Origin of the sequence: Terrabacter sp. C0L_2, assembly GCF_036352015.1 — a bacterium.
Classification (GTDB): domain Bacteria; phylum Actinomycetota; class Actinomycetes; order Actinomycetales; family Dermatophilaceae; genus Terrabacter; species Terrabacter tumescens.
The window spans coordinates 1,292,652-1,316,552 of record NZ_CP143557.1; the positions used below are offsets into that span (position 1 = coordinate 1,292,652).

A 23,901-nucleotide genomic window follows, 5' to 3' on the forward strand; every position below is an offset into this window, starting at 1 on the left:
GGCAGGGTCCGGGATGTCGCGTCTCAGGCGGGGGTGTCCTCGGCGAGATCCGGCGTCCCCATGTCCCCGAACGCCTCGTGCAGGGCGCGGGCCGCCCAGACCGGGTCACCGTCCAGTCGGGCCGCGTCGCAGAGGGTGGCGACCTCGTCGGTGGCGCCCTGGGCCGCGAGGTGGACCGTCGTCGACCGTGCCACCCGGCGCAGCGCCGGCGCGTGGGCCGCGAACGCCGTGGGGCGGTGCGCGGCGACGACGACGGCCTCCGGCTGGAGCGTCCGCGCCGCCAGGGCGAGCTCGGCCGTCGGGGTGTTGGCGCCGAGGTAGCTGGTGCGCCAGCCGAGTCGGGACAGCACGATGGAGGTCGCCATGAGACCGAACTCGTGGTGCTCCCCGGGCATGCACGCGAGCACCGCCATCGGACCGTGGGGACGCTCGTCGGCGCCCATGAGGACGGAGAGTCGCGAGCGCAGGACGTTGCTCGCGAAGTGCTCCTGGGCCACGCCGATCGACCCGGCGGACCACCGCTCCCCGACGTCATGGAGGTAGGGGAGCACGACGAGTGAGAGGGCGTCCTCGACACCGAGCTGCTCGAAGACCTGGCTGAGGACGCGGTGCCCGCCGGCCTCGTCGAACGCCTCGAGCGTGCGCTGGAGGGCGTCCCGCCAGTCGTCGGGAGTCGGCGCGGGTGACGTGGTCATGGTCGGGCTCCTCTCCGCGGGTCGGGGACCGCGAGGTCCGGGGTCAGAACTGACGCGTCGTACCCGTTCGAGCCGATCTGCCCACGGTCGTGACCGAATCGTGCCCTTCCGGGCAAAGTCGGTTGGCGAGCCGTCGCCCGCGGCACAGGATGAGGTATGCCGTCCGCCGCGCCCTCGCGCACCGCCGTCCTCCTCGAGGTGGCGTGCGACGAGTCCGGCTCGGAGGGCGAGAAGCTCGTCCGGGGCAGCACCGACACCTTCGCCCACGCGAGCGTCGACGTCACGACCGGCGCCGCCCTCGCGACGATCGAGCGCGTGCGCGTCGAGGCGCGCTCGCCCGCGACGGAGGTCAAGGCGAGCGTCGTCCTGCGACCGCAGAACCGGAGGCTGCTCGAGTGGCTCCTCGGTGAGGACGGCCCGCTGCTCGGTCGTGCCCACGTGCACCTGACCGACAAGGCGCTGCACCTCACCGGCCGTCTCGTGGCGCTGCTCGGCGGCGGGGAGGGCAGCGACGGGGCCGCGTCGGACCGGGACGTCGCCCGCCGGGTGGAGCTGCTGCACCGATCGGCGGTGCGACGCCTCGGCCCGGCGGGGTGGGAGGCGGTGCTGGCGGACTTCAACGACGTCGTGCGGGCGCGTTCGCTCGACGACGCGGCGGCGAGCGCGTCGGCGCTGCGTCGTGGCCTCGTCGGTCTGGCGGACGTGCCCGGCCTCCCGGCGAACTCGTGCGAGCTCGTGCGATCCGTGGTCGCGGCCCTTCCCGACGACCCGGAGGGCCTGCTCGCCCTCGTGGCACGCGGACGCGGTGCGCTCGACCCGATCGTGCCGGCGCTCGCCGAGGTCCTGCGCCACTGGGGAGGCTCGGGCCGGCCGCTCTGGGTCGTGCACGACGTGCAGGCGACTCTCACCGATGCCGCCATCCGCACCGCCGTCGGGTCGAGCGCCGACGGGTGGTCCGACTCCCTCGAGGGCATCAGCTTCGTCGACTCGCAGGACGACCCGCGCGTGCAGCTGGCCGACTTCCTGGCCGGCGCCGCACGGCGGGTCGCCTCGCACGTCCTTGCGGGAGAGGCAGATCCGGTGCTCGTCGAGCTGATCTCGCCCTACGTCAGCCCACGCTCGACGTGGGTCGACGTCGGGGAGGGACGTGACGGCATACGCCCTCGTCAGACGGCCGCCAGGCGCGTGATCCAGTAGCTCGCCGTGCCCGGTGAGGCCACGCCGAAGCGGGCGTTCACGGCCCACAGCCAGCCACCGGCGAGCGTCGCCGTCGACGGGATGTCGAGGGTGTCGTCGGTGCGGGCGCCGGTCCACTTCGCCGACCACCCGGTGGCCGTCGGCGCGAGGCGCAGCACCGAGACCTCGTACTGCCCGCTGCCGCGCACGTTGTAGAGCACCGAGCCGTCCGTCTCGAGGCCGTCGCCACCGATGATGCCGGGGCCTCCGCGCACGGGGATCTCGCGGGTCGCGCCCGTGGCCGGCGTGACCTGCCAGAGCCCGCCGACGCGACTGTTGTTGAGGACGATGTCGCCGTCGGGCAGCAGTCGGATCCCGTTGGCGTTGTTGGCGACTCCGTCACCGGCGGGCCACGCGCCGCTCAGCGGCACGAAGCTCGGTCCGCTCACCGACATGGTCGCGTGGTCGTGCGTGATGACGGTCAGCCGGTCGACCCGCGAGTCCGTCACCCAGACGGCCGACTCGGTGACGACGAGGTCGTTGAGGAAGCCCGCTCCGGGGACGACGACGTCGTGCATGACCGCGCCGGTCGTCGCGTCGACGCACCACACGTGGCCCTCGGTGACCGAGCCGGTCGTGACGCCACCGACCGCCCAGACGACGCCGCAGTGGTCGTCGTGGAAGAGGCCGCGGAGGGCGCGACCGGCGGCCCCCGGCAGCAGGGTGGCGACGGTGCCCGCGAGCAGGTCACCGGTGACGATGCGGCCGTCGGCGAGCGACCCGACGTAGTAGGTCGTCCCGGGACCGGACGCGATGCCCTCGGGGCGTATGCCGTCGGGCAGGGCCACCGTCTCGGGCGCCGGCGAGCGCCGACCCGGGGTGGCAGACACCGCCGGGGCGGTGAGGGCGACGAGGGCGCCGGCCGCTGCTGTCGTCAGCACGGCACGGCGGGTGGGGTGGGGCTGTGGTCGGGGATGGGGGCTGGGCGTGTGAGTGTCCATTCCCCATCCTGCGCACACGACTGCCGTCCTCGGAAGGGGCGCTCGGGCGTTGTCGAGGGTCGCGGCCCGGCGGGCCGCCCCGTGCACGTATGCCGCCGGGCTGGGCCCGGCGGCATACGTGCTCTCGCGTCCCGACGGGACGGGGTCAGCGGAAGAGGTCGAGCTTGCCGTGCTTCTCGGCGAGCAAGTAGTAGACGGTGACGCGGTTCTTCGTGCGGTCACCCTTGAGCGTCTGGCCGACCTCGGCCAGCGAGGCGTCGAGCTCGGCGTCGGAGTCGGTGAGGCCGAGCTTCTTCTTCATGAATCCGTCACGCACGCGGTCGGTCTCGCTCTTGTCGCTGAACGACACGAGTGCCGAGTCGCGCTTCTGCAAGGCGATGCCGCAGTGCCGGACGATGCCCTTGATCGCTGCGTCGTCGGCGTCGGGGGAGTACTTCTTGACGTCTGCTGCCCAGTCTTCTGCCATGTGCCGTGCCCCTCTTCGTTGATTGGCTGGAACACGAGCGACGCTAAACCCGCACGCCGTCCATGAGAAGGGGTGCGACGCGAAGTTCAGGGACTCCACAGGCACGCGCGCCTGTGGATGAACGGAATCGTCACATCGGCGCCATGGCTAGCGTGGCGCAATGCCTCTCCGCCCCAAGGTCGTCGCCGGCCTCGTCGCCGCCCTGCTCCTGGCTGGTTGCTCCACCGCGTCTCCGGTGGGGAGTCCTGCTACGACGACGAATGCCAACGCACCCGCGACATCGTCGGCGCCCGGGTCACCCGGGCCAGGTGGCGTGACGCCGGTCTGGGGACGTGCAGACCTCATCCCCGTCTCGCGCGTCAAGGCAGCGAACGGGGTCGCGGTCGTCATGACGCGAAACGAAGCTGCTCTGTCGGTGACGGCAGTGGACCCTGTGAGTGGAACGACACTCTGGAGCCGGCCTGCGACGCCGTCGGCTGTCGTCCCAGGCATCTCCGTGGACTTCACGGTGCTTGCTGGCCGGCATGTCGCATGGCTCGAGCCGGGATCGCTGCCCGGCTTTGCACGCCTCGTCGTCGTCGATCCGCGCGGATCGGGGCGGGTCGTCGCCCGGTCCGACGAGTTCCGCTTCCTCTCCTACCCCCGGTCATGCGAGGACGACACGTACGTCTGTGCCGACGCAGAGTCCGACTCGCTGGCGGCCACCTTCCGGTTCCGTCCCGGGATGAAGCGCCTGGAGCAGGTCACTCACATCAAGGCCACCCATCTCGAGTCCATCGGACCTGACGGGCTCGTCCGCTACATCCCCCTCGGTGGAAGAGGCAATCGCATCGGTGTCGTCCGCGGCGCCGATCTGCTGTGGTCGCGTTCCGAGGCGGACCTCTTCGGCACCGACTACACGACGGGCGGTGGGTGGACGTTCGAGCATGACCCCGCGTCGGACACGTTCATCGGGTCCGTCGGCCCCGACGTCGAGCTCGGTGACCAGCTCGCCCTTGGGAAATCCGTTCTGTCTGTCGCGATCCGGCGGTCGTCGGGGACGGTGGTCTGGAGGCGATCTGGGATCGACCTGTTCTGCGACCGGGACTTCACCGGACGGCCCGGGGACCCGCTCGTCGCCTGTCGCTGGACGGCTGGCACGGCGACGGTCGAGACGCCCAAGCCACCGGTGAAGGATGCGGCGTATGCCCTCGAGCGGATCGACCCGCGGACCGGGCGGACCCGCTGGAGTGCCGACGTCGGCAAGCCGTCCATGACGACGTGGGAGAGGCCGGACATCGGCGTGGGTCGGGGATTCGCCGTGGCTGCCACGGGAGGCGCCGCGACTGCCGTGCGACTCGATGACGGTTCCGTGCGCGCTGCCACCCCGGCCGACCGGACCTGGCGCGACAAGGACCTCACGTTCGAGGGCGACGTGCCTTTCCGTTCGCACTACCAGACGGTCTTCGAGCGACACGGCACCGTCGACGAGCAGCTCGTCGCCGGTGCCGTGTCGACGGCGGTGGGCACTCCTCTGCCCGACTCGGTCGGGGTGCGCCTGGACGGAGTGGCAGTCCTGGCACTCGAGGGTCGCCTCGTGGGGCTCCCGGTCAGGCGGTGAGCTTGGCCCAGGTCCGGGTGCCCACGATGCCGTCGGCCGTCAGGCCGCGGGACTGCTGGAAGGCCTGCGTCTTCGTCGCCGTCATGGCTCCGAAGACCCCGTCGGCGGTGAGGGAGTAGCCGCGGTGGGTCAGCAGCTTCTGGGCCGCGACCACCGCCTGGCCGTTCGAGCCACGCTTGAGGCTGACGACGAGGGCCGACCACGTCTTGGCGCCGACGATGCCGTCCGCGGCCAGGCCCTTGGCGCGCTGGAAGGAGATGACCCGGCTCTGCGTCGTCGGGCCGAACGACCCGTCCACCGTGAGGCTGTAGCCGCGCTGGCGCAGCAGGTGCTGGATCGCCGTGACCCTGAAGCCGCTCGCGCCGCGCTTGACCGTGGTCCAGGCGATCGGGGCCGGCGCCGGAGTGCCACCGCCGCCGCCGATGCGCTTGGCGAGGGCCGCGAGCCGGGCGTCACCCGGGCGCACGTTGATCTCGAAGTGCATCTCGTCCTTGCGCCCCGAGTAGTCGCCGCCCCAGCGCACGACTCCGTTGCAGGAGTTGAGGATCGAGCGGATGTGCGAGCGCTGCGTGGCGCTGAACGTGCCGGACTTGCCGAGCGGGTGGCGCGGCGCGTTGAGGTCGATGGCGGTGCCGCTCGAGTGGTTCGACAGCGAGGTGCTGCCCGAGATGACGCGGTAGCTGTGGCCCCAGCACCATCCCTTGACGAGGGCCTCGACCTCCCGGTCGAAGCGGCGGGCGACGTAGCCGAGGACGATGTGGACGTCGCCGCGGCGCACGCCGGCCGGGAACGTTGCCGCACCGACGGACAGGGTGCTGAGCGGCACGACGGACGACGAGCCGGCGGACCAGCCGTTCTGCGACGTGGCGGCCTGGGCGGCGGTGGCGGTAGCGGCGACGAGACCGCCCCCGATGAGCAGGCCGCTCGCGCCGCGGATCAGCGTGCGGCGGCCGACGGCGGGACTGGTGGTTTCGTGGAGCTCACACATGACGACCCCTGATCGCGTGTCGATGGCGTGGACGCGGGCGCGTCCGCAGCGCCGACGCTAGGGCCGGGTGCCGCCCCGGTACATGGGGAGAACTCCCCGGCCCGACGCCACGAGGGCGTCGCCGAGCGCGGTCCGCCAGTAGAGCACCTCGCGTCCCGAGCGCCGGCGCAGCACCGTGCCAGCCGCGAGGAGCACCTTGAGGTGGTCGCCGACCGAGCCCAGCGGCATACCCGTGCGGGCGACGAGGGCGCTGGTGCTCGACGGTCCGTCGATCGTGCGCAGCAGGGTGGCCCTGGCGTTCCCGACGAGCCGCTCGAGGCCGTCGTCGGCCTGCCCGTCGACCTCGGCGAGTGCCCCGGTGACGGGGTAGTAGATGGCGTAGCGGCTCGGCAGGTGCCAGCCGACCCACGTCGCGGTGCCATGGGCGGGCACGAAGTAGAGGTCGGCGTCGTCGTCGAGCACGCGCGAGGGCAGGTCGTAGCGGTTGATCCGCAGCTGCCCGTCGCCGAGCCACTCACGGTCGCGACCGAGGTCGCGCAGCACCGCCGCCCAACCGTGGGTGGCGAGTCTCGCTGTGCGAGAGACGATGTCGGCCCGCAGGATACGTTCGCGGCGGGCCCAGTCGGTGGCGAGCGCGTGCGTCCACACCCACTCGAGGAGCTGAGCCGCGTGCTCTGCGACGCCCGACCGGGTCAGGCTGTGCGGCAGGGCGTGCTCGGGTGTGCTCTCCCTCAGGTGGGCACGAACCTGCTTGTCCCCCAACGCCCGCACGTCCTCGATCTCCTCGGCGAAGGTGCGTCCCGGACCGTCGGGCGGCAGCGCGAGCCAGTCGGAGATCCAGCCGGGGCGCCAGCTGTGCTCGAGCACGGCACGCCGTAGAGGGTGCTCGGCGAGCATCGCCTCGAAGGACTCCCGGTGTGCAGCGGCGAAGGCGCGTCCGGCCGCGTCGCTGGGTCGCACGAGGTCGTTGAGGGCGGCCACGGTCTCGATGCGTGGGGACACGACGAAGCGGCTCCGCGCCAGCAGGTCGGCCGAAATCCGCCACGTCCCCATGTTTCGCCTCCGTCCGAAACATTAGCGTGGGTGACGTCAGGCCGTCAGGGTGACCGGGTGAAGACCTACCGCCAGCTGTTCGCCGTCCGTGAGTTCCGGGTCCTCTTCGTCGTCCAGTGCCTCAACGTCGGGTCGTATGCCGTCGCGTCCCTCGCGCTGGGCACCATCACCTTCGCGGCCACCGCGTCGCCCGTCCTGACGGCGCTCGCGATGTTCGGCGCGCCCCTCATGCGCCTCGTCGGGCAGACGCTCTTCGGCTCCGGGTCCGACCTCGTGCGGCCGCGCACCGCCCTCGTCCTCGTCGCCAGCACGACGATGGTGACCGACCTGCTCCAGGCACTTCCCGGGCTCGGATGGGGCTGGCGTTTCGCGCTGCTCGCGGTCGGTCCGCTCATCACCTCGGCGCTCGGCGGCAGCATGATGGCTCTCGTCTCCGACATCCTCCCGCCGGACGGCTTCATCCTCGGCCGAGCCACGATGAACATCGCGGTCGGAGGCATGCAGATCGTCGGCTACGGCATCGGCGGCCTGCTCCTCATCACCTTCACGACGACCCAGCTCTTCCTCGGTGCGGGCGCAGCCCTCTTCGTCGCGGTGCTCCTGCTGCGCCTCGGCCTCTCGGACCACCCTCCGCGCCACGCGGGAGCCTCCCTCGTCCGCCGAACGCGCGAGGTGAACCGCGCCCTGCTCGGCTCGCGCGTGGTCCGTCCGCTCCTGCTGACGATGTGGGTCCCCAACGGCCTGATCGTCGGCTGCGAGGCGCTCTTCGTGCCGTTCGCGGGGGAGCGCGCCGGCTACCTCTTCGCCGTGACCGCAGCCGGCATGCTCCTCGGCGACGTCGTCGTCGGCCGCTTCCTCGACGTCGGGGTGCGCGACCGACTCATCGGCCCGTTGCGCCTGCTGCTCGCCGTACCCTACCTCGCGTTCTTCCTCGTCCCGTCGCTTCCGTATGCCGCGTCGCTCGCCTTCGTGGCGTCCGTGGGCTACTCGGCGAGCCTGCCCCTGCAGGAGCGGCTCGTGTCGCACACCGACGCTCAGGCCCGAGGCCAGGTCTTCGGTCTGCAGGGCACCGGTCTCATGGTGGGCCAGGCCCTGGGGGGCCTGCTGGGTGGCACGGTGGCGAGTGCCCTGGGGGTCGGCCCTGTCGCTGCCTCGCACGCGATGGGGGTCATGGCGGTGGCGTCCGTCGTCGTGTCTCTCGCCGTCACGCCCGGGCTGCGTCGTTCGCGCCCGGGGGTCGGGGTCCTCGTGGGTGCCTCGACCTCAGCGGTCGGGTGAGCGGTCGGGTCGAGGTGGCGGCGACGCTGAAGCGTGCGGCGCGGCGCCGGACGAACCGGTTGCCCAGGTCGGTCGGCACGCCCGCACGCGGTGGCGCGGCGGGCCGGTAGAACCACCGCTTGCCGAGCTCGACGAGCACGAGGTAGGCGACGACCATGACGACGAGCGCCGCGAAGAAGCCGCCGGGCAGGGGCGCGAAGCCCAGGGTCGCCGCCAGCGGGGTCGCCGGCAGCACCGCCCCGACGAGGACGACGCCGAGGGCCGCGAGGGTCAGCGGGAGGCTCGGGTGGCTGCGGAAGAAGGGGACCGCACGCGTGCGGATCGCGAAGATGACGAGCGTCTGCGTCGCGAGCGACTCGACGAACCAGCCTGACCGGAAGAGGTCGGGGCCGGCCTGGAAGGCCCAGAGCATGACGCCGAAGGTGAGGAAGTCGAAGAGCGAGCTGAGCGGTCCGAAGAGCAGCATGAAGTGCCGGATGAAGGCGATGTCCCAGTGCGAGGGCCGTCGCAGCTGCTCCGGGTCGACGTGGTCCGTCGGGATGGCGAGCTGGCCGGTGTCGTAGAGCAGGTTGCCCAGCAGGATCTGCGAGGGCAGCATCGGCAGGAACGGCAGGAAGAGCGAGGCACCGGCGGCCGAGGCCATGTTGCCGAAGTTGCTCGACGTGCCCATGAGGACGTACTTCAGCGTGTTCGCGAAGATGCGCCGGCCCTCGACGACGCCGTCGGCGAGCACGTCGAGGCTCTTCTCGAGCAGGATGACGTCGGCGGCGTCCTTGGCGACGTCGGTGCCCGAGTCGACCGAGATCCCCACGTCGGCGGCGTGGAGCGCGAGGGCGTCGTTGACCCCGTCGCCGAGGAACGCGACGCCCCCGCCGCCGTGCCGGTGCGCCCGGACGATGCGCGCCTTGTGCTCCGGGCTGACCCGGGCGAAGACGGTCGTGGCGGTGACTGCGTCGATGAGGTGCTCGTCGTCGAGGGCGTCGAGGTCGCTCCCGGTGAGGACCGCGTCGCCGGGCAGGCCCAGGTCCCGGCACACCTTGGCCGCGACGACGGCGTTGTCGCCGGTCACCACCTTGACCCGGATGCCGAGGGCGGCGAGCCGGCCGAGCGCCGCCGCGGCGTCCGGCTTGGGTGGGTCGAGGAAGACGAGCAGTCCCCGTAGCCGCAGGTCGTGCTCGTCGGCGGGCTCGGGGGCTCGGGGTGAGCTGACCGGGCGACTCGCGACGGCGACGACGCGGTTGCCGGCCGCGAACTCCGCGTCGAGGGCGGCACGTGTCTCGGGCGCGACGTCGACGCAGCGTTCGAGCACTGTCTCTGGTGCAACCTTCGTGACGAGGTGCAGGTCCCCGGCCCCGTCGCGGACGACGACGGAGAGCATCCGGCGCTCGTGGTCGAAGGGCAGCGCGCCGAGCACCTCGTGGGCGGTCAGCGACTCCCGGACCGCGGCCGTGGCGGGAGACTCCCACAGGGCCTCGTCCAGGGGGTTGCTCCCGACGGCCACCGTGCCGCCGGCGCCTGCCGGAGCGCTCTCGGCGCAGAGCAGGCCCCACCGCAGCACGTCGTCCGAGCGCTGCCCGGCCGCGGGCACGGCACGTGCGTAGTCGATGCGGCCGGCCGTCAGGGTGCCGGTCTTGTCGGTGAAGAGCAGGTCGATGTCGCCGAGGTCCTCGATGCAGACGAGCCGCTTGACGAGGACCTTGCGCCTGCTCATCTGGCGCGAGCCCGCGGCCAGGCTCGTCGAGACGACGGCCGGCAGCAGCTGCGGGGTGATGCCGACGGCGATGGCCAGCGAGAACAGCAGGGCGTCGAGGAAGGGTTTGTGGAGCAGCACGTTGATGACGAAGATCGAGGTCGTCAGGGCGCCGGCGACCCTGACGAGCAGCATCGAGAAGCGGCGCAGCCCGACCTGGAACTCGGTGTCGAGCTGGTGGGTGCTGAGGCCGGTGGCGATGGCGCCGAACTCGGTCCGCGAGCCCGTGGCCACGACGACGCCGCGCCCGCTCCCGGCGTGCACGACGGTCCCCATCAGCGCGCACCCGGTGAGGTCGGCGAGCGTGGCCGTCCCGTCGACCACCTCGGTGGACTTCTCGACCGGCTGGGACTCGCCGGTCAGCACCGACTCGTCGCACTCGAGCCGCACGACGGACACGAGACGGATGTCGGCCGGCACGACCTCGCCGAGGCTCAGCTCCACGACGTCGCCGGGCACGAGCGAGGTCACGTCGACGCGGCCGAAGACCCCGCCGCGCAGCACGACCGCCTCGTGGCTGACCTGGGAGTGCAGCGACGCGGCTGCCTGCTCGGCGCGGTACTCGTTGACGAAGCCGAGCCCGACCGAGACGACGACGATGACCCCGATGATGACGGCGTCGCTCTCCTCCCCGACGAAGTAGGACGCCGTCGCCGCGACGAGCAGCAGGCCGAGCAGCGGCGAGTTGAGCTGGTGCCACAGCACGGTGAGGACTCGCGCGTGGTGCGTGGCGATCGCGTTGGGGCCGTAGGTGACCCGCCGTCGACCCGCCTCGTCCGTGCTGAGACCGACAGCTGGGTCGACCCCGAGGGAGCGCAGCACCTCGGGTGCGGGCCGGCCCGCGGCGGCCCGGACGGACGCCGCCGCGCTGCTCGGTGCCAGCACCCCGGAGCTCACACCTTCATGGTGCTCCTCGGACCGGTGCGTGGCTCACGATCTGCGCCACACCGAGGGCGAGGTCACGCCAGGACATCACGGCCGCACGTCAGCTCACGAGGCCGCGCCGGCGGGCGATGGCCGCCGCCTCGGTGCGACCGGAGGCGCCGAGCTTGGCGAGCAGGTTGGACACGTGGACGCTCACGGTCTTGGTGCTGATGTAGAGCTGCTTGCCGATCTGGCCGTTGGTCAGGCCCTGGGCGAGCAGCGCCAGCACCTCGAGCTCGCGCGGCGTGAGCTCGGCCACGCCCACGTCGTCACCGGCGTCCGCCCGACCCACGCCCGCCCGACCCGTGCCCGCACGGCCGGCGCCCGGGCCCGGCTGCACGCCGTCGAGCTCGGCGAGCAGCGGCTTGGCCTCGAGGCGGACCGCGATCTCGCGGGCCTGGTCGGCGATCTCTCGTGACGCGGCGACGTCTCCGGCGGCCCGCAGCGCAGCGGCCAGCCGGGCCCGCGACCTGGCGGTCTCGAAGACGTGCCCGTAGCGCTCGAAGGCCGCGACGCTCTCGCGCCAGGCATCGACGAGCTCCTCGACGGGTGGTGGGTCCTCGAGCCCGGCGACCCGCTGCAGGCGCAGCACCTCGGCCTCGAGCCGGGCGATCCACGCCCACGTCTCGCGGCTCGTGTCCTCGAGGGACTGCGGGGCCGAGCGCTCGAACTTGGGCCGGCTCGCCTTCTCCAGTGCCGGTCGCAGCTGGCCGATGCGGCGGGCCCGGTCGGCGAGGTCGTCGACGAGCGCCACGGCGCGCGCACGCAGATCAGGGTCGGCGTGGGGCACGAGCGCTGCGGCCTGCCCTGCGACGACGGCGGCGAGCCGCGCGACGGCGTGGTACTCGCCCCAGGCGGCGTCGAGGACGCGCACGGCGGCCTCGGCCAGGTCGAGCACGGCGGCGAGGTCGCCGGCCTGCCCGTGCACGTCGACGCCCGGCATGACCGTGAGCACGACACAGAGGCCGTCGACGTGCCACCACTCGCGCAGCGCGGCGATGAGGTCGGGGTCCACGGGCTCCCCGCGCCCGGCCCGCACGGACAGCGCGGCCGCCGTGAAGATCGTGCGTCCCGGCTGGGGCGCGGGTCGCCCTGCGAGGTCGAGTCGGCGCACGGCGCCGTCCCAGTCACCGAGCTCGTATGCCGTGAGGCCGCCGAGCAGGCGGCACTCCTGTCCCCAGGGTGCCCACTCGCGGTGCAGGTGTCGGGCCACGTTGGCGCCGCGGTCGTAGAGCGCGAGTGACCCGGGCAGGTCGCCCCGGCGGTGGGCGAGCGACGCGAGCTGGTGCAGGGCCCGCAGCAGGAGCGGGTCGTCGGGCGGGATGTCGGCGACGACGGCGTGCAGGTGCGCCTCGACCGACTCCAGGTCCTCCTGCGCCTCGAGCACCCGGGCGAGGATGGTGCGCACCTCGGCTAGCGCGACCCCGAGGCCGAGCCGCTCGGCGAGCAGCGACACCTCGTTGCCGACGACGGCCGCCTCGACGAACGAGCCGTTGTCGACGAGGGCCTGCACGCGGGCGACGAGCACCCGGACGCGGCGCTCGTCGGCCTCCTCACCGATGAGCGAGAGTGCCTCGTCGGTGAGGGCGATCGAGTCGACGGGCAGGTCGAGGATGCGCGAGCGGATGACGAGCGTCGCGAGCAGGTCGGCGCGCGCACCCGGGTGCTGGGACGTGCCGGGGTGGTCGAGCCGGTCGCGCAGCAGGTCGATCGCGCGGATGGAGTCGCCCGCGACCATCGCCGCGCGCGAGGCGCCGAGCGTCACCTCGTCGCGCTCGGGGTCGTCCTCGCCGAGCCACGCCAGGGCCCGCTCGAGGTGGAGCAGGGCCTCCTGGGGGCCACCGACGGCCATCGCCGACTCGGCTGCCGTGCGGCTGGCCCGGACCGCCGTCGGCAGGTCGCCCACCGCGGCGGCGTGGCGGGCGAGCTCGGACGCGGGCGCGAGGTCGGGGCGCTCGGCCAGCACGGCGGCATACGCCCGGTGGAGGCGCAGGCGCTCGCCCGGGAGCAGGCTGTCGGCGACCGTCTCGCCGAGCAGGGCGTGGCGGAAGGTGTAGGCCGGGGGCCAGCGCGCCTCGAGGACGTGGTGCTCGACGGCGGCGGCGAGGGCCGTCTCGAGGGTCTCGTCGGGCAGGTCGAGCACGCGCGAGAGCAGGTCGTGGCCGATGAACTGGCCGCCCTTGAGGGCGATGGCGCGCAGCACGCGCTGGGCGGTGTCGTCGAGCTGCTCGACACGCGCGCGGAGGACGCGGCTGAGGCCGCCCGTCAGCGCCTGGCCCGCCGCGGCGCTGGCGACGAGCTCCTCGGCGAAGAACGGGTTGCCCTCGGCACGGCGCGCGATCTCGGCGTTCGTGGCGGCGTCGGTGGGGGCGCCCTCGACGCCGGAGACGAGCTCTCGGACGGCGTCGTCGGTGAGCGGGGCGAGCTCGACGTGCTCGAGCCCCGCGATGCGCGCCCAGACGGCGAGGGTGTCGTGGAGGGGGTGGCGGCGGAAGAGGTCGTCGGAGCGGTAGGTCACGACGAGCCCGACGGCCCTGGTGAAACCGCGCGTCAGCAGGAGGGTGATGAGGTCGCGCGACGAGTGGTCGGCCCAGTGCACGTCCTCGACGACGACGAGGGAGGGCTGCTCGTCACCGAGCGCCGACAGGAGCGCGTGCACGGCCTCGGCGACCTGCCCGGGGTCGGTGGCGCGTCCGGCCCGCTCGGGGTCGTGCGCGTCGGCGCGTGCCGGCAGCAGGTGCCCGAGGCTGGGGTGGGTGTCGAGCACCCGCTCGACGACGTCGGGATGCCCGGCGTCGATGGTGCCGACGAGCTCGACGAAGGGGAGGTAGGCGAGGCTGCTGCCGGCCTGCCCGACGCAGTGGCCGATCGCGGTGAACCACCCGGCGTCCGTGGCGTCGGTGACGAGCTGGCCGACGATGCGCGACTTGCCGATGCCCGCGTCGCCCGACAGCACGACGACGCCACCGGGCTGGGCGCCCCCGGTGGGGCGCAGTCCGATGGCGTCGGCGAGTCGGGACAGGTCGGTGTCCCGCCCGATGATGGGGCCGGTGCGCAACGGCATACGCGGCATCATCGCGTACTCCACCCACATCGGTGCGGCTGGCGGGGACACGGCCTCCGTCGCCGTGGTCACCTCCGGCGACCCTGGCCGTTCTCCTCCCGGGTGTTGCGTGCCATCGTGCGGCGGATGACCTCCAGCGACGAGTCGCGACGGGTGCGACGGCGCTGGGGGTAGCGGGACTCGATCTCGGCCTGGACTGCCCGGAGGTCGCTGTAGTGCTCGATCATGGTCTTTCCTCTGCTCGTGCCTTTCTGGACTCCTCCAGACTCGGCCGCTGAGGTGGGTCCCCACATCGGACGACCTCCCTATCCGCGCGCACCACCTACCTCAGATCCGATGGCGTATGCCGTGTGGCGCGTCTGAGGTAGGCGCTCGCCGCCGCCTCAGGCGGGTGGAAGGACCGGCGGGGCTCCGCAGGCCAACGGCTCAAGTCGGTCCTAGCCGAGGACGAGGGTGGCGGCGATGGTGAACATGACCACCGCGATGGCGACGTCGAGGACGCGCCACGTGGCGGGGCGGGCGAAGAGCGGCGCCAGCAGCCGCGCACCGTAGCCGAGGGAGGCGAACCAGGCGAGGCTCGCGGCAGCGGCCCCGGCTGCGAACCACCAGCGTCCGTCGGGGCCGTGCTGGTTGGCGAGCGACCCGACGAGCAGCACCGTGTCGAGGTAGACGTGCGGGTTGAGCCACGTCAGCGCGACGACGGTGGCGAGCACGCCGCTCCGGGACGCCTGGGCGCCCTCCGCCTGGAGTGCCTTGGGGTGGCGGGCGTTTCGCAGGCAGAGCACGCCGTAGCCGATGAGGTATGCCGCGCCGACCCACCGGACGACCGTGAGCAGTCCCGGGTGCGCCGTGACCAGACCACCGACGCCGAGCACCCCGGCCATGACGAGCACCGCGTCGCTGACGGCACAGACGGCGACGACGAGCCCGACGTGGTGACGCGCCAGCCCGGTCCGCAGCACGTAGGCGTTCTGGGCCCCGATGGCCACGATGAGTGAGGCCATGGTGAGGAAGCCGGGCAGCAGGGAGGTCACCCGTCGACGGTACGGGCGGACGCGGCTTCAGTGAAGCGAAGGTTCCTACAGCATCATTAGCATGGCTTCATGCGGTTGCAGCCCGAGCACCTCGCCACCCTGCTCGCCATCGTCGATGCCGGCACCTTCGACGCGGCCGCCCGGCGGCTCCACGTGACGCCGTCAGCCGTGAGCCAGCGCGTCAAGGCGCTCGAGGCGGAGGTGGGTCAGGTCGTCGTCGTGCGCACCGCGCCCTGCCGCGCGACTCCGGCCGGCGAGGCGCTCGTCCGGCTGGCCCGGCAGCAGAGCCTGCTCGAGTCCGAGGCGCTCGCAGGCCTCGCCACCGGCGAGGGGGACCGGGTTGACCTGCCGATCGTCGTCAACGCCGACTCGATGTCGACGTGGTTCGCCGGCGTGCTGACCGACGCGGCCGGCTGGGACGACGTGGTGCTGCGCGTCCGTGTCGAGGACCAGGACCACTCGGCCCGGCTGCTGCGTTCGGGTGAGGTGCTCGGTGCGGTCACCTCGGACCCCACCCCGGTCCAGGGCTGCTCGACCGAGCCGCTCGTGACGATGCGCTACCTGCCGGCCGCGACGCCGGCGCTGCTCGACCGTCACCGTGTCGGCCGCGGGTTCGACTGGGCCACAGCGCCGCTGGTCCGGTTCAACGACAAGGACGACATCCAGCAGCGCATCCTCGACCGGCACGCGGTGACCAGTGCGCCCCCGACGCACGAGGTGCCCGACGGCGCGGGCTTCGTGGCCGCCGTCCGTGCCGGCCTAGGCTGGGGTGCCCTGCTCACCACACAGCTCGCCCCGCTCCTCGAGTCGGGCGACGTCGTGCGCCTCGGCTCCCGGGACCACGTCGACGTCCAGCTCTACTGGCAGCGCTGGCGGCTGCCGTCCGCGCACCTGGACCGGCTGAGCGAGACTGTCAGGACGGCGGCGTCGTCGGCGGCCCCGCGCTCGACGGTGCGTCGTCCAGCAGGGCGCGCCACGCGGCATACCCCCCGATGACGTCGGTCGCACGGTGGATCCCCAGCTCCTGCAAGGCTGCTGCCGCGAGACTCGACGTGTAGCCCTCCTGGCAGAGGACGACGACCTCGAGGTCGTGGCTGGCGTTCGGCAGCGCGGCGTCGCTCGAGGGGTCGAGGCGCCACTCGAGGACGTTGCGCTCGATCACCGTCGCGAAGGGCAGCTCGCCCTCGGCGTCGCGCTGCGCGGCCGGGCGGATGTCGACGACGAAGGCGCCTCTGCCACGGGCCTGCTCGGCCTCCTCAGGGGTGAGACGGTGCAGACGGCTGCGCGCTTCGGCCAGCACCTCGTCGATCGTGCGGGGACGATCAGCAGGCGGCGTCACCAGTCGACCCCGACCTCGGCCTGCTCCTCGACCTCGAGCACGCCGTCGACGGCGCGGTAGTTCGTCATGGCCGTCAGCTTGGGCGCATAGACGTGCAGGCTCACGGCCGGGTCGGAGCCGGCGTTGGTCACCCGGTGCAGGTGACGGGTGCCGAAGGTCCGCTGGTCGCCCGGGCTGAGCAGCACGCCGGGCCCCGTGACCCGCCGGACGTCGTCGAGGTCGACGGCCGTGCGGTAGCCGGCGACCTCCTCGGTGAGCACCCCCTGGAGCACGACGAACGAGCCGGCGCTGCCACCGTGGTCGTGCCACGGCGTGCCCTGGCCCGGCAGCCAGGTGAGCAGCCACGCCTCGTGGTCGCGGTCGGCGAGCAGTCGCGCGTAGTAGCGGGTGATGGGGTCGAAGTCGACGAGGCCCTGCCAGAGCGTGCGCTGGCGGGAGAGTCGTCGGGCGGTGTCGGCGAGGTCGACGGAGGTGCGCTGGGCGCCGCGGGACATGGTCGTGCCTTTCAGGTCGGGCTTGATCTGGTCTGGGGTGTCAGGGCCGCTCGGGAGCGGGGCGCTCAGTGCGCGCGCATCGTCCCGAGCAGTCGACACCGGAGCCCGACCAAGACATAACCATGCATTGCCATAAGACAAACGTTAACTTATGTGGGTCGTGGTCGACAACGGAGGGTCCGCGGTGGCGGGAAGTCGCGGGGTTCTGGCCGAAAAGGGCGCGGCGCGGTGTCGGCCCCACGCCTAGGGTTTGGGGGTGACCGTGGACAGCCGTACTGCCAGTGACGCCCCGACGACCGCCCGCCGCACCCGGTGGCTCGTGCTCGGGGCGGTGGCCGTCACGCTGCTGCTCTGGGCGTCGGCCTTCGTCGCGATCCGCCACCTCGGGCACGACGTGCCGCCCGGTGCGCTGTCGCTCGGTCGCCTCCTCGTGGCCTCGGTCGCGCTGGGAGTCCTGGTCCTCCGCCGGCCGCGCACGTGGCCCGCCCGGCGGGACTGGCCGCTGCTGCTGCTCTGCGGCGTGGGCTGGTTCGGCGTCTACAACCTCGCCCTCAACGAGGCCGAGCGCCGCATCGACGCCGGCACGTCGGCGCTCATCGTGCAGATCGGCCCGATCATCGTGGCCCTGCTCGCCACCGTCTTCCTCGGCGAGAAGATGAGCCGCTGGCTCCTCATCGGCATGGCCGTCGGCTTCGCCGGAGTCGTCGTCATCGCCCGCGGCTTCTCGTCCGGGGACTCGGGCGACATGGTGGGCGTGTGGCTCGCCGTCCTCGCCGCGATCACGTATGCCGTGGGCGTCCTGGCGCAGAAGCGGCTCCTCGGGCGGTTGCCCGGGCCCGAGGTCACGTGGATCGCGTGCATCATCGGCGCGGTCGTCTGCCTGCCGTGGAGCGGTGAGCTCGTGACCGTCGTGCGCGACAGCGACGCGAGCACCTTGTGGTGGATCGCCTACCTCGGCATCTTCCCGACGGCCATCGCCTTCTCGACGTGGGCCTACGTGCTGGCGCGGAGCGATGCCGGCAAGCTGACGCTGACGACGTTCCTCGTCCCGTTCATCGCGACTCTCATCGCCTGGGCGCTGCTCTCCGAGGTGCCGCCGCCGCTCACCTTCGTCGGCGGCGCCCTGTGCATCGCCGGCGTGCTGCTGACGAGGCGCAAGTCCCCGAACAGGCAGCGGCCTGCGGTCGACGGCTGAGCGGATCCCGCTGCGGTCCAAGCGAATCGGCTGCCAACGGGGTGTGGGCAAGCCTTCCGCTCCGTTCGAACATGTGTTCTGCATATCTGCTTAGGTGAAGTTCGGTATGCCGGTTTCTGTGGGCTTGAGGAGGTCCTTGAGTCGGTGGGGGTCGGTGTCGACGGCCTGCTCGAGCAGCCGGTAGAAGAGCAGGCCGCGGGACTTCGCGTTCCGCCGGTTGAAGCGGAAGGTGTACTCGTCGAGGTAGTAGGGCAGGTGCTGCTCCTCGACGCGGAAGTGCAGGGTGCCGATGAGCCAGCGCTTGAGCAGTGAGGCGACCAGGTGCACGCCAGGCAGGACGCTGGCCTTGTCGGGGGCGGAGTAGCCGAGGGTGAACTCGTGGGTGTAGCCGAGGTCGGCGAGCCGGCGCAGGGTGCGGGCTCCGTCGGTGCGGACCGTTGAGCCGGGCTCGATGACGGTGGTGGCGAAGTCGACGAGCTGGGACGTGCCGGGGTGGTCGGCGACAGCGAGCCGGACCCGGCCCAGGCGGCGGGTTTCGTTGTGCTCTATGGCGATCATGACGGCGACCTTGTCGCCGTAGCCGCCATGACTGTTCGCGGTGACACCGCCGATCATCGTCTCGTCGAGCTCGACGATCCCGGACAGCTTGTCGCGTTCGGGGCGGACCATGGCCCGGCGCAGCTTGTGCATCCAGGCCCACGCGGTCTCGTAGGAGCCGAACCCGAGGACGCGTTGCAGCCCGAGGGCTGACATGCCGTTCTTCTGCGAGGTCAGGAACCAGATCGCGGCGAACCAGGTCGACAGCGGCGTCCGGGTCCGGTCGAAGATCGTGCCGGCAGTCACCGACGTGCGCCGCCCGCACGAGCGGCACATCCACAACCCGGCCCCGGTGCGCCAGAACTCCCGCGCCCCACACTTGGGGCAGATGAACCCGTCCGGCCACCGCAGGCCCGCGAGGTAGTCCAGGCACGACTGGTTGTCCGGGAACCACTCCAGCAGCTGCTGGTACGTCGCCGGGTAGTCCACTCCCCGAACCGGATTCGTGGTCATCCACAGATGCTACTTCACCCAAGCAGATATGCAGAACATGTGTTCTAATTGAGGAGTCGGCGACCCGGGTGGGAGGAGTGAGTTCGTGCCATTCCTCGACTCCGGGCGCTCGGCTCCCGACGCGACCGACGGCGGACTCAACCCGCGTGTCGTCTGGCTGCTGAAGCACGCGAAGTCGGCGTCGGGACACGTTCCGAGGGTGCGGCCAGAGCCGCGTCCACCGCGCTCGCTGCTCGACGAGGCCGAGGCGGTGCTGTCGCAGATCGAGCGCCTCGAGGTCCACAAGGCCCGCCTCGAGGGCCGGATCGTCGATGCCTACGCCGCGCTGCACTCCGTCGAGGAGCAGCACCTCGCCCAACTGGTCACGAGCTCGCCGGTGCCCATCACGGCCGACCAGGTCGTGACGCAGGAGATCGCGTGTGCGACCGGGGTGGGCGCGTCGGAGGTCGCGCGCCGGCTCGAGCTGGCGACGGCGCCCCGGCGGCACCGAGTGCTGCGCGAGCGGCTGCGTGCCGGCTCGGTCAGCCTCCAGCGGGCGCTGCGCATCGTCGTGGAGACGAGGATGCTCGCCGACGGCGCCCTCCCCGATCTCGAGGCGACCGTCCTCGCGCCGGCCCGCGACGGGTCGATCCCCTCGCACCGTCTCTTCGGTGAGCGGCTGCGGCGGTGCGTGCGAGCGGCGGACCCGCGCGGGCACGAGGAGCGTCGACAGGCTGCCAAGGCCAGGCGCACCGTCTTCGGCCGTCTGGTCGAGGACGGCATGGGCACGTTCACCGTCGTGGCGCCGGCCGAGAGGGTCGTCGGCGTGCTCGACCGGGTGGACGCGATGGCACGGGCTGCCCGTGCGGCCGGCGACGCCCGCACCCTCGACCAGCTGCGCAGCGACCTCCTCTGCGACCTCGTCCTCTTCGGCGTCGTCCTGGGCCCCGAGGGACAGGCCTCCGAGGGCGGCTCGTTCGACAAGGGCCCGTTCGGGAGTGGCCCGTCCGGCAGTGGCCCGTCCGGCAGTGCCCGTCCGGCAGTGCCCCGTCCGGGAGCGAATCGTCCATGGGCGGCGTGGGCTGGTCCGGCCTGTCGGACGCCCCGCCCGCGGCGGTGCGCATCGTCGTCCCCTTCGAGGTGGCTGTCGGCCTGTCCGACGCCCCGTGCGAGCTGACCGGCCACGGCTGGGTCACGGCAGCGCACGCCCGCCGGATCATCACCGCCCCCGGCTCGGTGTGGCAGCGTCTCGCGGCCGATGTCGACACCGGCCGTGCCCTCGAGCTCTCGACCGACCGCTACACCCCGACGCCCGAGATGGTCGAGCACGTCAAGGCGGTCGATGGAGTCTGTCGCGGCCCGGGGTGTGAGGTCCCGGCCGACCGGTGCGACGTCGACCATCTGCAACCGTGGCCGGCCGGCCGCACCCACGTCTCCAACCTCGACTCGCTGAGTCGCGGCTGCCACAACGGCAAGACCGCGAGGGTCTGGCGCGTTCGCCAAGCGGCCGACGAGGGGATCTCGTGGACCTCGCTGGCCGGCCGGGAGTACATCACCTACCCGAAGGACTGGCGTGAGCCGCTGCGCGACCGGGGCTCGGGGCCACCGGGGCGGGGCGCCTCACCGGACGCCTCCGGCGAGGATCGGCCGCACGACGTGCCGGACCCAGCGGCGCTGGATGACCCGCCCCCGTTCTGAGCGAGGTCAGTCAGTCGCCGGTGACGGTCGTCAGGCAGAAGGGGTGACCGACGGGGTCGAGCAGCACTCGCCACGCCGTCGGGGCCGGCTGGTGTGCTGCTTCGCTCGCTCCCAGGGCGATCGACCGCTCGACCGCGTCGTCGAGGTCGGTGACGAGGATGTCGAGGTGGAGCTGCTGCTGCTGACCCGGCTCCGGCCAGGTCGGTCGCACGTGGTTGGCCGCGCGCATCATCGTGACGGCCATGCCGCCGTCGGACAGTGACACGACGCCCCCGTTCGGGCTCTCGTAGGCGCGCGGCAGGCCGAGCAGTGCGCCGTAGAAGTCGGCGAGCGCGGACGGGTCCGGGCAGTCGAGGGACACGGAGGCGAGGCGGCCGACGGCGGGTGCGGGTGAGGTCGTCATGCGCTCAACCCTTGCATCCGGCTCTGACGTCCACGCCGGGGAGGTCCGGTCCGAGGTCTGGTTCCCGGGGTTCAGTGGGCGACGCGGGTGTCGTGCGCTAGGGGCGCGTCGTGCAGCACGCGGTCGATGTCGCGATCGAGCTCGGCGTCGGCGCCGAAGGGGGCGCGCGGCAGTGAGAACGTCCGGCGGTGGTGCGGCCCGGCGGCCGCGACGAGAGCAACGATCATGGCGATGAAGAAGATGATGTCCATGGCAGAAAGTCTGCGCTCATCAGGATCCCGCCACGAGTGGCAGAACTGTCGATGATCGACAAGATCCTGCCATGAGTGTCATGCTGACCGGATGCTGCGCACCATCGCCGTCATCGCCCAGGAACCCGTCGCGACGTTCGAGCTCGGGGTGCTCTGCGAGGTCTTCGGCATCGACCGCACCGACGACGGCGTCCCCGCCTTCGACTTCCGCGTCTGCTCGGCCCGCCCGGGGGAGCCGCTCCGCACGACGACGGGCCTGAGTGTCATCGCGCCCCACCCGCTGGAGGCCGCCCGCGGAGCCGACCTCGTCGCCATCCCCGGTGGCGCCGTCGACGGCCCCTACGACCCCGAGGTCCTCGACCTCCTGCGCGACACCGCGGCGCGCGGGGGTCGCGTCCTCTCGGTCTGCTCCGGCGCCTTCCAGCTCGCCGCGGCAGGCCTGCTCGACGGACGTGAGTGCACCACCCACTGGAGGCATGCCGCCCGACTGGCCGAGAAGCACCCGCGCGCCTGTGTGGACCTCGACGTCCTCTACGTCGAGGACGGCCCGGTCCTGACGAGCGCGGGCACGGCTGCCGGCATCGACGCGTGCCTGCACCTCGTGCGCACCGAGCTCGGCTCGGAGGTCGCGACCCGCATCGCCCGCCGCATGGTCGTGCCGCCGCACCGGTCCGGCGGGCAGCGACAGTTCGTCGAGACGCCGGTGCCGACCGAGCCGTGCGAGGGGCTGCAGGACGTCATGGAGTGGGTGGCCGAGCGCCTCGACGAGGAGCACTCGATCCCGTCCCTGGCGCGCCGGGCCGCGATGTCCGAGCGCACCTTCGCCCGCCGGTTCACGGCCGAGGTCGGTACCACGCCGCACAAGTGGCTGACGAGCCAGCGCGTGCTCCGGGCCCGCCACCTGCTCGAGTCCACCGACCTCGACATCGAGCGCATCGCCCGTGAGAGCGGCTTCGCGACGGCCGCCGTCCTGCGCCACCACTTCCAGCGCCAGATCGGCATCCCGCCCGTCGCCTACCGTCGCGCCTTCGCCCGGCAGCCCGTTACGGCATAGGACCACGCGCTCGCGAGCGGATTCTGGGCCTCTATCGGACCAGCGCTAGACACCCCTAGCAACACCAAGAGCGTTCGCGGGCGCGCGGATCTCGCCGCGACAGGCGTGGTTACCGCCAGTAGGTTACTGGCCAGTGGACGCCACCGACGCCGTCCCGCTGCCCGAGGAGCCTGCCGTCATGCCTCGATCGACCCTCCGCCTGCCCCGGACCCGCCGCATCGTCGGTGTCGTCGTCCTCGCCCTCGTCGCCGCGGTCATGGCACCGTTCACGACGGCCCGGGCGGACGGGTTCTACGACCCGCCGTCGTCCGTCTCCGCTGCGCCCGGCACGGTGCTCAAGGCGGAGTCGATGACCTTCTACCTCGACCCGCTCCGCACCATCCGCTCGACCGCTCGGGCGACCCGCGTCATGTACGCGACCCGCGACCGCAGCGGCGTCGCCGTCGCCGTCACCGGCACGGTCCTCGTCCCGACCGTCCCGTGGATCGGCGTAGGTCAGCGTCCCGTCATCGGCTACGCGGCAGGCACCCAGGGCATGGGCGACCAGTGCGCACCGAGCCGCCAGCTCGCCGCCGGCTCGGAGTACGAAGGCGCTTTCGTCTCAGGCCTGCTCGCGCGTGGCTATGCCGTCGCCATGACGGACTACCAGGGCCTCGGCACACCCGGCACCCACACCTACATGGTCCGTGAGGCGCAGGCCCACGCCGTCCTCGACATGGTGCGTGCGGCCCAGCGGCTCCCCGGCACGGGCCTGCCCACCGCCGGACCCGTCATGCTCGCGGGCTACAGCCAGGGCGGTGGCGCGAGCGCTGCCGCCGCCGAGCTCGCGCCCACCTACGCGCCCGAGCTCAAGCTCAGGGGCGCCGTGGCCGGAGCCGTCCCGGCGGAGCTGGGCGCCGTGGCCGCGCACCTGGACGGCAGCCTCTACTCCGCCTTCGCGCTCTACGCCGTCGCCGGCCAGTCCGCCGCCTACGGCCTCGACCTCGACAGCTTCCTGAACGCCCGCGGCACGTCGGTCATCGACGCCGTCAAGGGCGAGTGCGTCGGTCAGTCCATCGCCCTGCACGCCTTCACGCGCTCGAGCGACCTCACCAAGGACGGTCGCTCCCTGACCGAGCTCGCGGCCGCCGAGCCCTTCCGCTCGATCATCGCCGACCAGCGCATCGGCCGGCTCAAGCCCGCCGTGCCCGTCCTGCTCACGCACTCGGTCCTCGACGACGTCATCCCGTATGCCGTGGGGCGAGGTCTCGCCCACGACTGGTGCGCCCGCGGCGCGAATGTCGCCTTCTCCGCCAACGTCACCCCGACCCACGTCGGGGGAGCGGTGCCGTCGTTCGCGAAGGAGTACGCCTTCCTCGAGGCTCGGGTCGCCGGTCTCCCGCAGGTCTCCGACTGCTGGTGGCTCTGAG

General features: G+C 72.5%; 23 protein-coding genes. 9 read left to right on the forward strand and 14 right to left on the reverse strand.

Annotated features, from left to right (window positions below):
- Nucleotides 1–23: 23 nt before the first annotated feature.
- A complete protein-coding gene (locus U5C87_RS06030) occupies nt 24–695 on the reverse strand; it encodes a cobalamin B12-binding domain-containing protein (protein ID WP_330475716.1) in 672 nt (223 codons plus the stop codon).
- A 156-nt stretch (nt 696–851) separates the two neighbouring features.
- On the opposite strand from U5C87_RS06030, the gene U5C87_RS06035 reads away from it, so the two are divergent.
- Nucleotides 852–1,892, forward strand: a complete 1,041-nt coding sequence (locus U5C87_RS06035; RefSeq protein WP_330475717.1) for a hypothetical protein — start codon at nt 852–854, stop codon at nt 1,890–1,892.
- Here U5C87_RS06035 and U5C87_RS06040 read toward each other — a convergent pair.
- Entirely contained in the window at nt 1,862–2,812 is a 951-nt protein-coding gene (locus tag U5C87_RS06040) for a hypothetical protein (protein ID WP_330475718.1), read from the reverse strand. The two genes, U5C87_RS06035 and U5C87_RS06040, sit on opposite strands and share 31 nt — an antisense overlap.
- 205 nt (nt 2,813–3,017) lie before the next feature.
- Nucleotides 3,018–3,338, reverse strand: coding sequence for a DUF2853 family protein (locus U5C87_RS06045; RefSeq protein ID WP_330475719.1), 321 nt, complete (start codon nt 3,336–3,338; stop codon nt 3,018–3,020).
- Nucleotides 3,339–3,834: 496 nt separating this feature from the next.
- Between U5C87_RS06045 and U5C87_RS06050 the strand changes: the two genes are divergently transcribed.
- Nucleotides 3,835–4,938, forward strand: coding sequence for a hypothetical protein (locus U5C87_RS06050; protein WP_330475720.1), 1,104 nt, complete (start codon nt 3,835–3,837; stop codon nt 4,936–4,938).
- On the opposite strand, the gene U5C87_RS06055 is transcribed toward U5C87_RS06050, so the two are convergent.
- Both U5C87_RS06055 and U5C87_RS06060 read right to left on the reverse strand, forming a co-directional pair.
- The gene (locus U5C87_RS06055) at nt 4,928–5,926 is read right to left on the reverse strand and encodes a peptidoglycan-binding protein (protein WP_330475721.1); all 999 of its coding nucleotides are present in this window, start codon (nt 5,924–5,926) and stop codon (nt 4,928–4,930) included. The genes U5C87_RS06050 and U5C87_RS06055 overlap by 11 nt on opposite strands.
- A gap of 57 nt (nt 5,927–5,983) precedes the next feature.
- The gene (locus tag U5C87_RS06060) at nt 5,984–6,979 is read right to left on the reverse strand and encodes an ArsR/SmtB family transcription factor (RefSeq protein WP_330475722.1); all 996 of its coding nucleotides are present in this window, start codon (nt 6,977–6,979) and stop codon (nt 5,984–5,986) included.
- 57 nt (nt 6,980–7,036) lie between these two features.
- Here U5C87_RS06060 and U5C87_RS06065 point away from each other — a divergent pair, with 57 nt between their 5' ends.
- Nucleotides 7,037–8,257, forward strand: a complete 1,221-nt coding sequence (locus U5C87_RS06065; protein WP_330475723.1) for a hypothetical protein — start codon at nt 7,037–7,039, stop codon at nt 8,255–8,257.
- Here the strand turns inward: U5C87_RS06065 and mgtA are convergent.
- The 4 genes from mgtA to U5C87_RS06085 all read right to left on the reverse strand — a co-directional run bounded on the left by mgtA (nt 8,184) and on the right by U5C87_RS06085 (nt 15,029).
- The gene (gene mgtA / locus U5C87_RS06070; protein WP_330475724.1) at nt 8,184–10,904 is read right to left on the reverse strand and encodes a magnesium-translocating P-type ATPase; all 2,721 of its coding nucleotides are present in this window, start codon (nt 10,902–10,904) and stop codon (nt 8,184–8,186) included. The genes U5C87_RS06065 and mgtA overlap by 74 nt on opposite strands.
- Before the next feature lie 88 nt (nt 10,905–10,992).
- Nucleotides 10,993–14,067 (reverse strand): helix-turn-helix transcriptional regulator, encoded by a 3,075-nt coding sequence (locus U5C87_RS06075; protein WP_330475725.1) that lies wholly within the window; start codon nt 14,065–14,067, stop codon nt 10,993–10,995.
- Nucleotides 14,064–14,222 (reverse strand): hypothetical protein, encoded by a 159-nt coding sequence (locus U5C87_RS06080; RefSeq protein ID WP_156035468.1) that lies wholly within the window; start codon nt 14,220–14,222, stop codon nt 14,064–14,066. The genes U5C87_RS06075 and U5C87_RS06080 overlap by 4 nt, the downstream gene beginning before the upstream one ends.
- A gap of 210 nt (nt 14,223–14,432) precedes the next feature.
- Complete coding sequence (locus U5C87_RS06085; protein WP_330475726.1) at nt 14,433–15,029, reverse strand: LysE/ArgO family amino acid transporter; 597 nt, start codon at nt 15,027–15,029, stop codon at nt 14,433–14,435.
- Between the two features lie 69 nt (nt 15,030–15,098).
- On the opposite strand from U5C87_RS06085, the gene U5C87_RS06090 reads away from it, so the two are divergent.
- Nucleotides 15,099–16,025 (forward strand): LysR family transcriptional regulator ArgP, encoded by a 927-nt coding sequence (locus U5C87_RS06090; protein ID WP_330475727.1) that lies wholly within the window; start codon nt 15,099–15,101, stop codon nt 16,023–16,025.
- On the opposite strand, the gene U5C87_RS06095 is transcribed toward U5C87_RS06090, so the two are convergent.
- Together U5C87_RS06095 and U5C87_RS06100 are read right to left on the reverse strand one after the other, a co-directional pair.
- Entirely contained in the window at nt 15,943–16,368 is a 426-nt protein-coding gene (locus U5C87_RS06095; RefSeq protein WP_330475728.1) for a rhodanese-like domain-containing protein, read from the reverse strand. The two genes, U5C87_RS06090 and U5C87_RS06095, sit on opposite strands and share 83 nt — an antisense overlap.
- The gene (locus U5C87_RS06100; RefSeq protein ID WP_330475729.1) at nt 16,365–16,862 is read right to left on the reverse strand and encodes a cysteine dioxygenase; all 498 of its coding nucleotides are present in this window, start codon (nt 16,860–16,862) and stop codon (nt 16,365–16,367) included. The genes U5C87_RS06095 and U5C87_RS06100 overlap by 4 nt, the downstream gene beginning before the upstream one ends.
- Before the next feature lie 256 nt (nt 16,863–17,118).
- Between U5C87_RS06100 and U5C87_RS06105 the strand changes: the two genes are divergently transcribed.
- The gene (locus U5C87_RS06105) at nt 17,119–18,057 is read left to right on the forward strand and encodes a DMT family transporter (protein ID WP_330475730.1); all 939 of its coding nucleotides are present in this window, start codon (nt 17,119–17,121) and stop codon (nt 18,055–18,057) included.
- Nucleotides 18,058–18,147: 90 nt separating this feature from the next.
- Here U5C87_RS06105 and U5C87_RS06110 read toward each other — a convergent pair whose 3' ends face one another.
- Nucleotides 18,148–19,107: an IS1595 family transposase gene (locus U5C87_RS06110; protein ID WP_330475731.1), complete on the reverse strand. Its 960-nt coding sequence runs from the start codon at nt 19,105–19,107 to the stop codon at nt 18,148–18,150.
- Nucleotides 19,108–19,192: 85 nt separating this feature from the next.
- Here U5C87_RS06110 and U5C87_RS06115 point away from each other — a divergent pair, with 85 nt between their 5' ends.
- Together U5C87_RS06115 and U5C87_RS06120 are read left to right on the forward strand one after the other, a co-directional pair.
- Nucleotides 19,193–20,263, forward strand: a complete 1,071-nt coding sequence (locus tag U5C87_RS06115; protein WP_330475732.1) for a hypothetical protein — start codon at nt 19,193–19,195, stop codon at nt 20,261–20,263.
- Nucleotides 20,203–20,784, forward strand: coding sequence for an HNH endonuclease signature motif containing protein (locus U5C87_RS06120; protein ID WP_330475733.1), 582 nt, complete (start codon nt 20,203–20,205; stop codon nt 20,782–20,784). Before U5C87_RS06115 ends, U5C87_RS06120 begins: the two co-directional genes overlap by 61 nt.
- A 10-nt stretch (nt 20,785–20,794) precedes the next feature.
- On the opposite strand, the gene U5C87_RS06125 is transcribed toward U5C87_RS06120, so the two are convergent.
- Complete coding sequence (locus U5C87_RS06125) at nt 20,795–21,187, reverse strand: VOC family protein (protein ID WP_330475734.1); 393 nt, start codon at nt 21,185–21,187, stop codon at nt 20,795–20,797.
- Nucleotides 21,188–21,258: 71 nt separating this feature from the next.
- Entirely contained in the window at nt 21,259–21,438 is a 180-nt protein-coding gene (locus U5C87_RS06130) for a hypothetical protein (protein ID WP_330475735.1), read from the reverse strand.
- Between the two features lie 91 nt (nt 21,439–21,529).
- Here U5C87_RS06130 and U5C87_RS06135 point away from each other — a divergent pair, with 91 nt between their 5' ends.
- Nucleotides 21,530–22,492, forward strand: coding sequence for a GlxA family transcriptional regulator (locus U5C87_RS06135; protein WP_330475736.1), 963 nt, complete (start codon nt 21,530–21,532; stop codon nt 22,490–22,492).
- A gap of 178 nt (nt 22,493–22,670) precedes the next feature.
- Complete coding sequence (locus U5C87_RS06140; RefSeq protein ID WP_330475737.1) at nt 22,671–23,900, forward strand: lipase family protein; 1,230 nt, start codon at nt 22,671–22,673, stop codon at nt 23,898–23,900.
- The last annotated feature ends 1 nt before the right edge of the window (nt 23,901 follow it).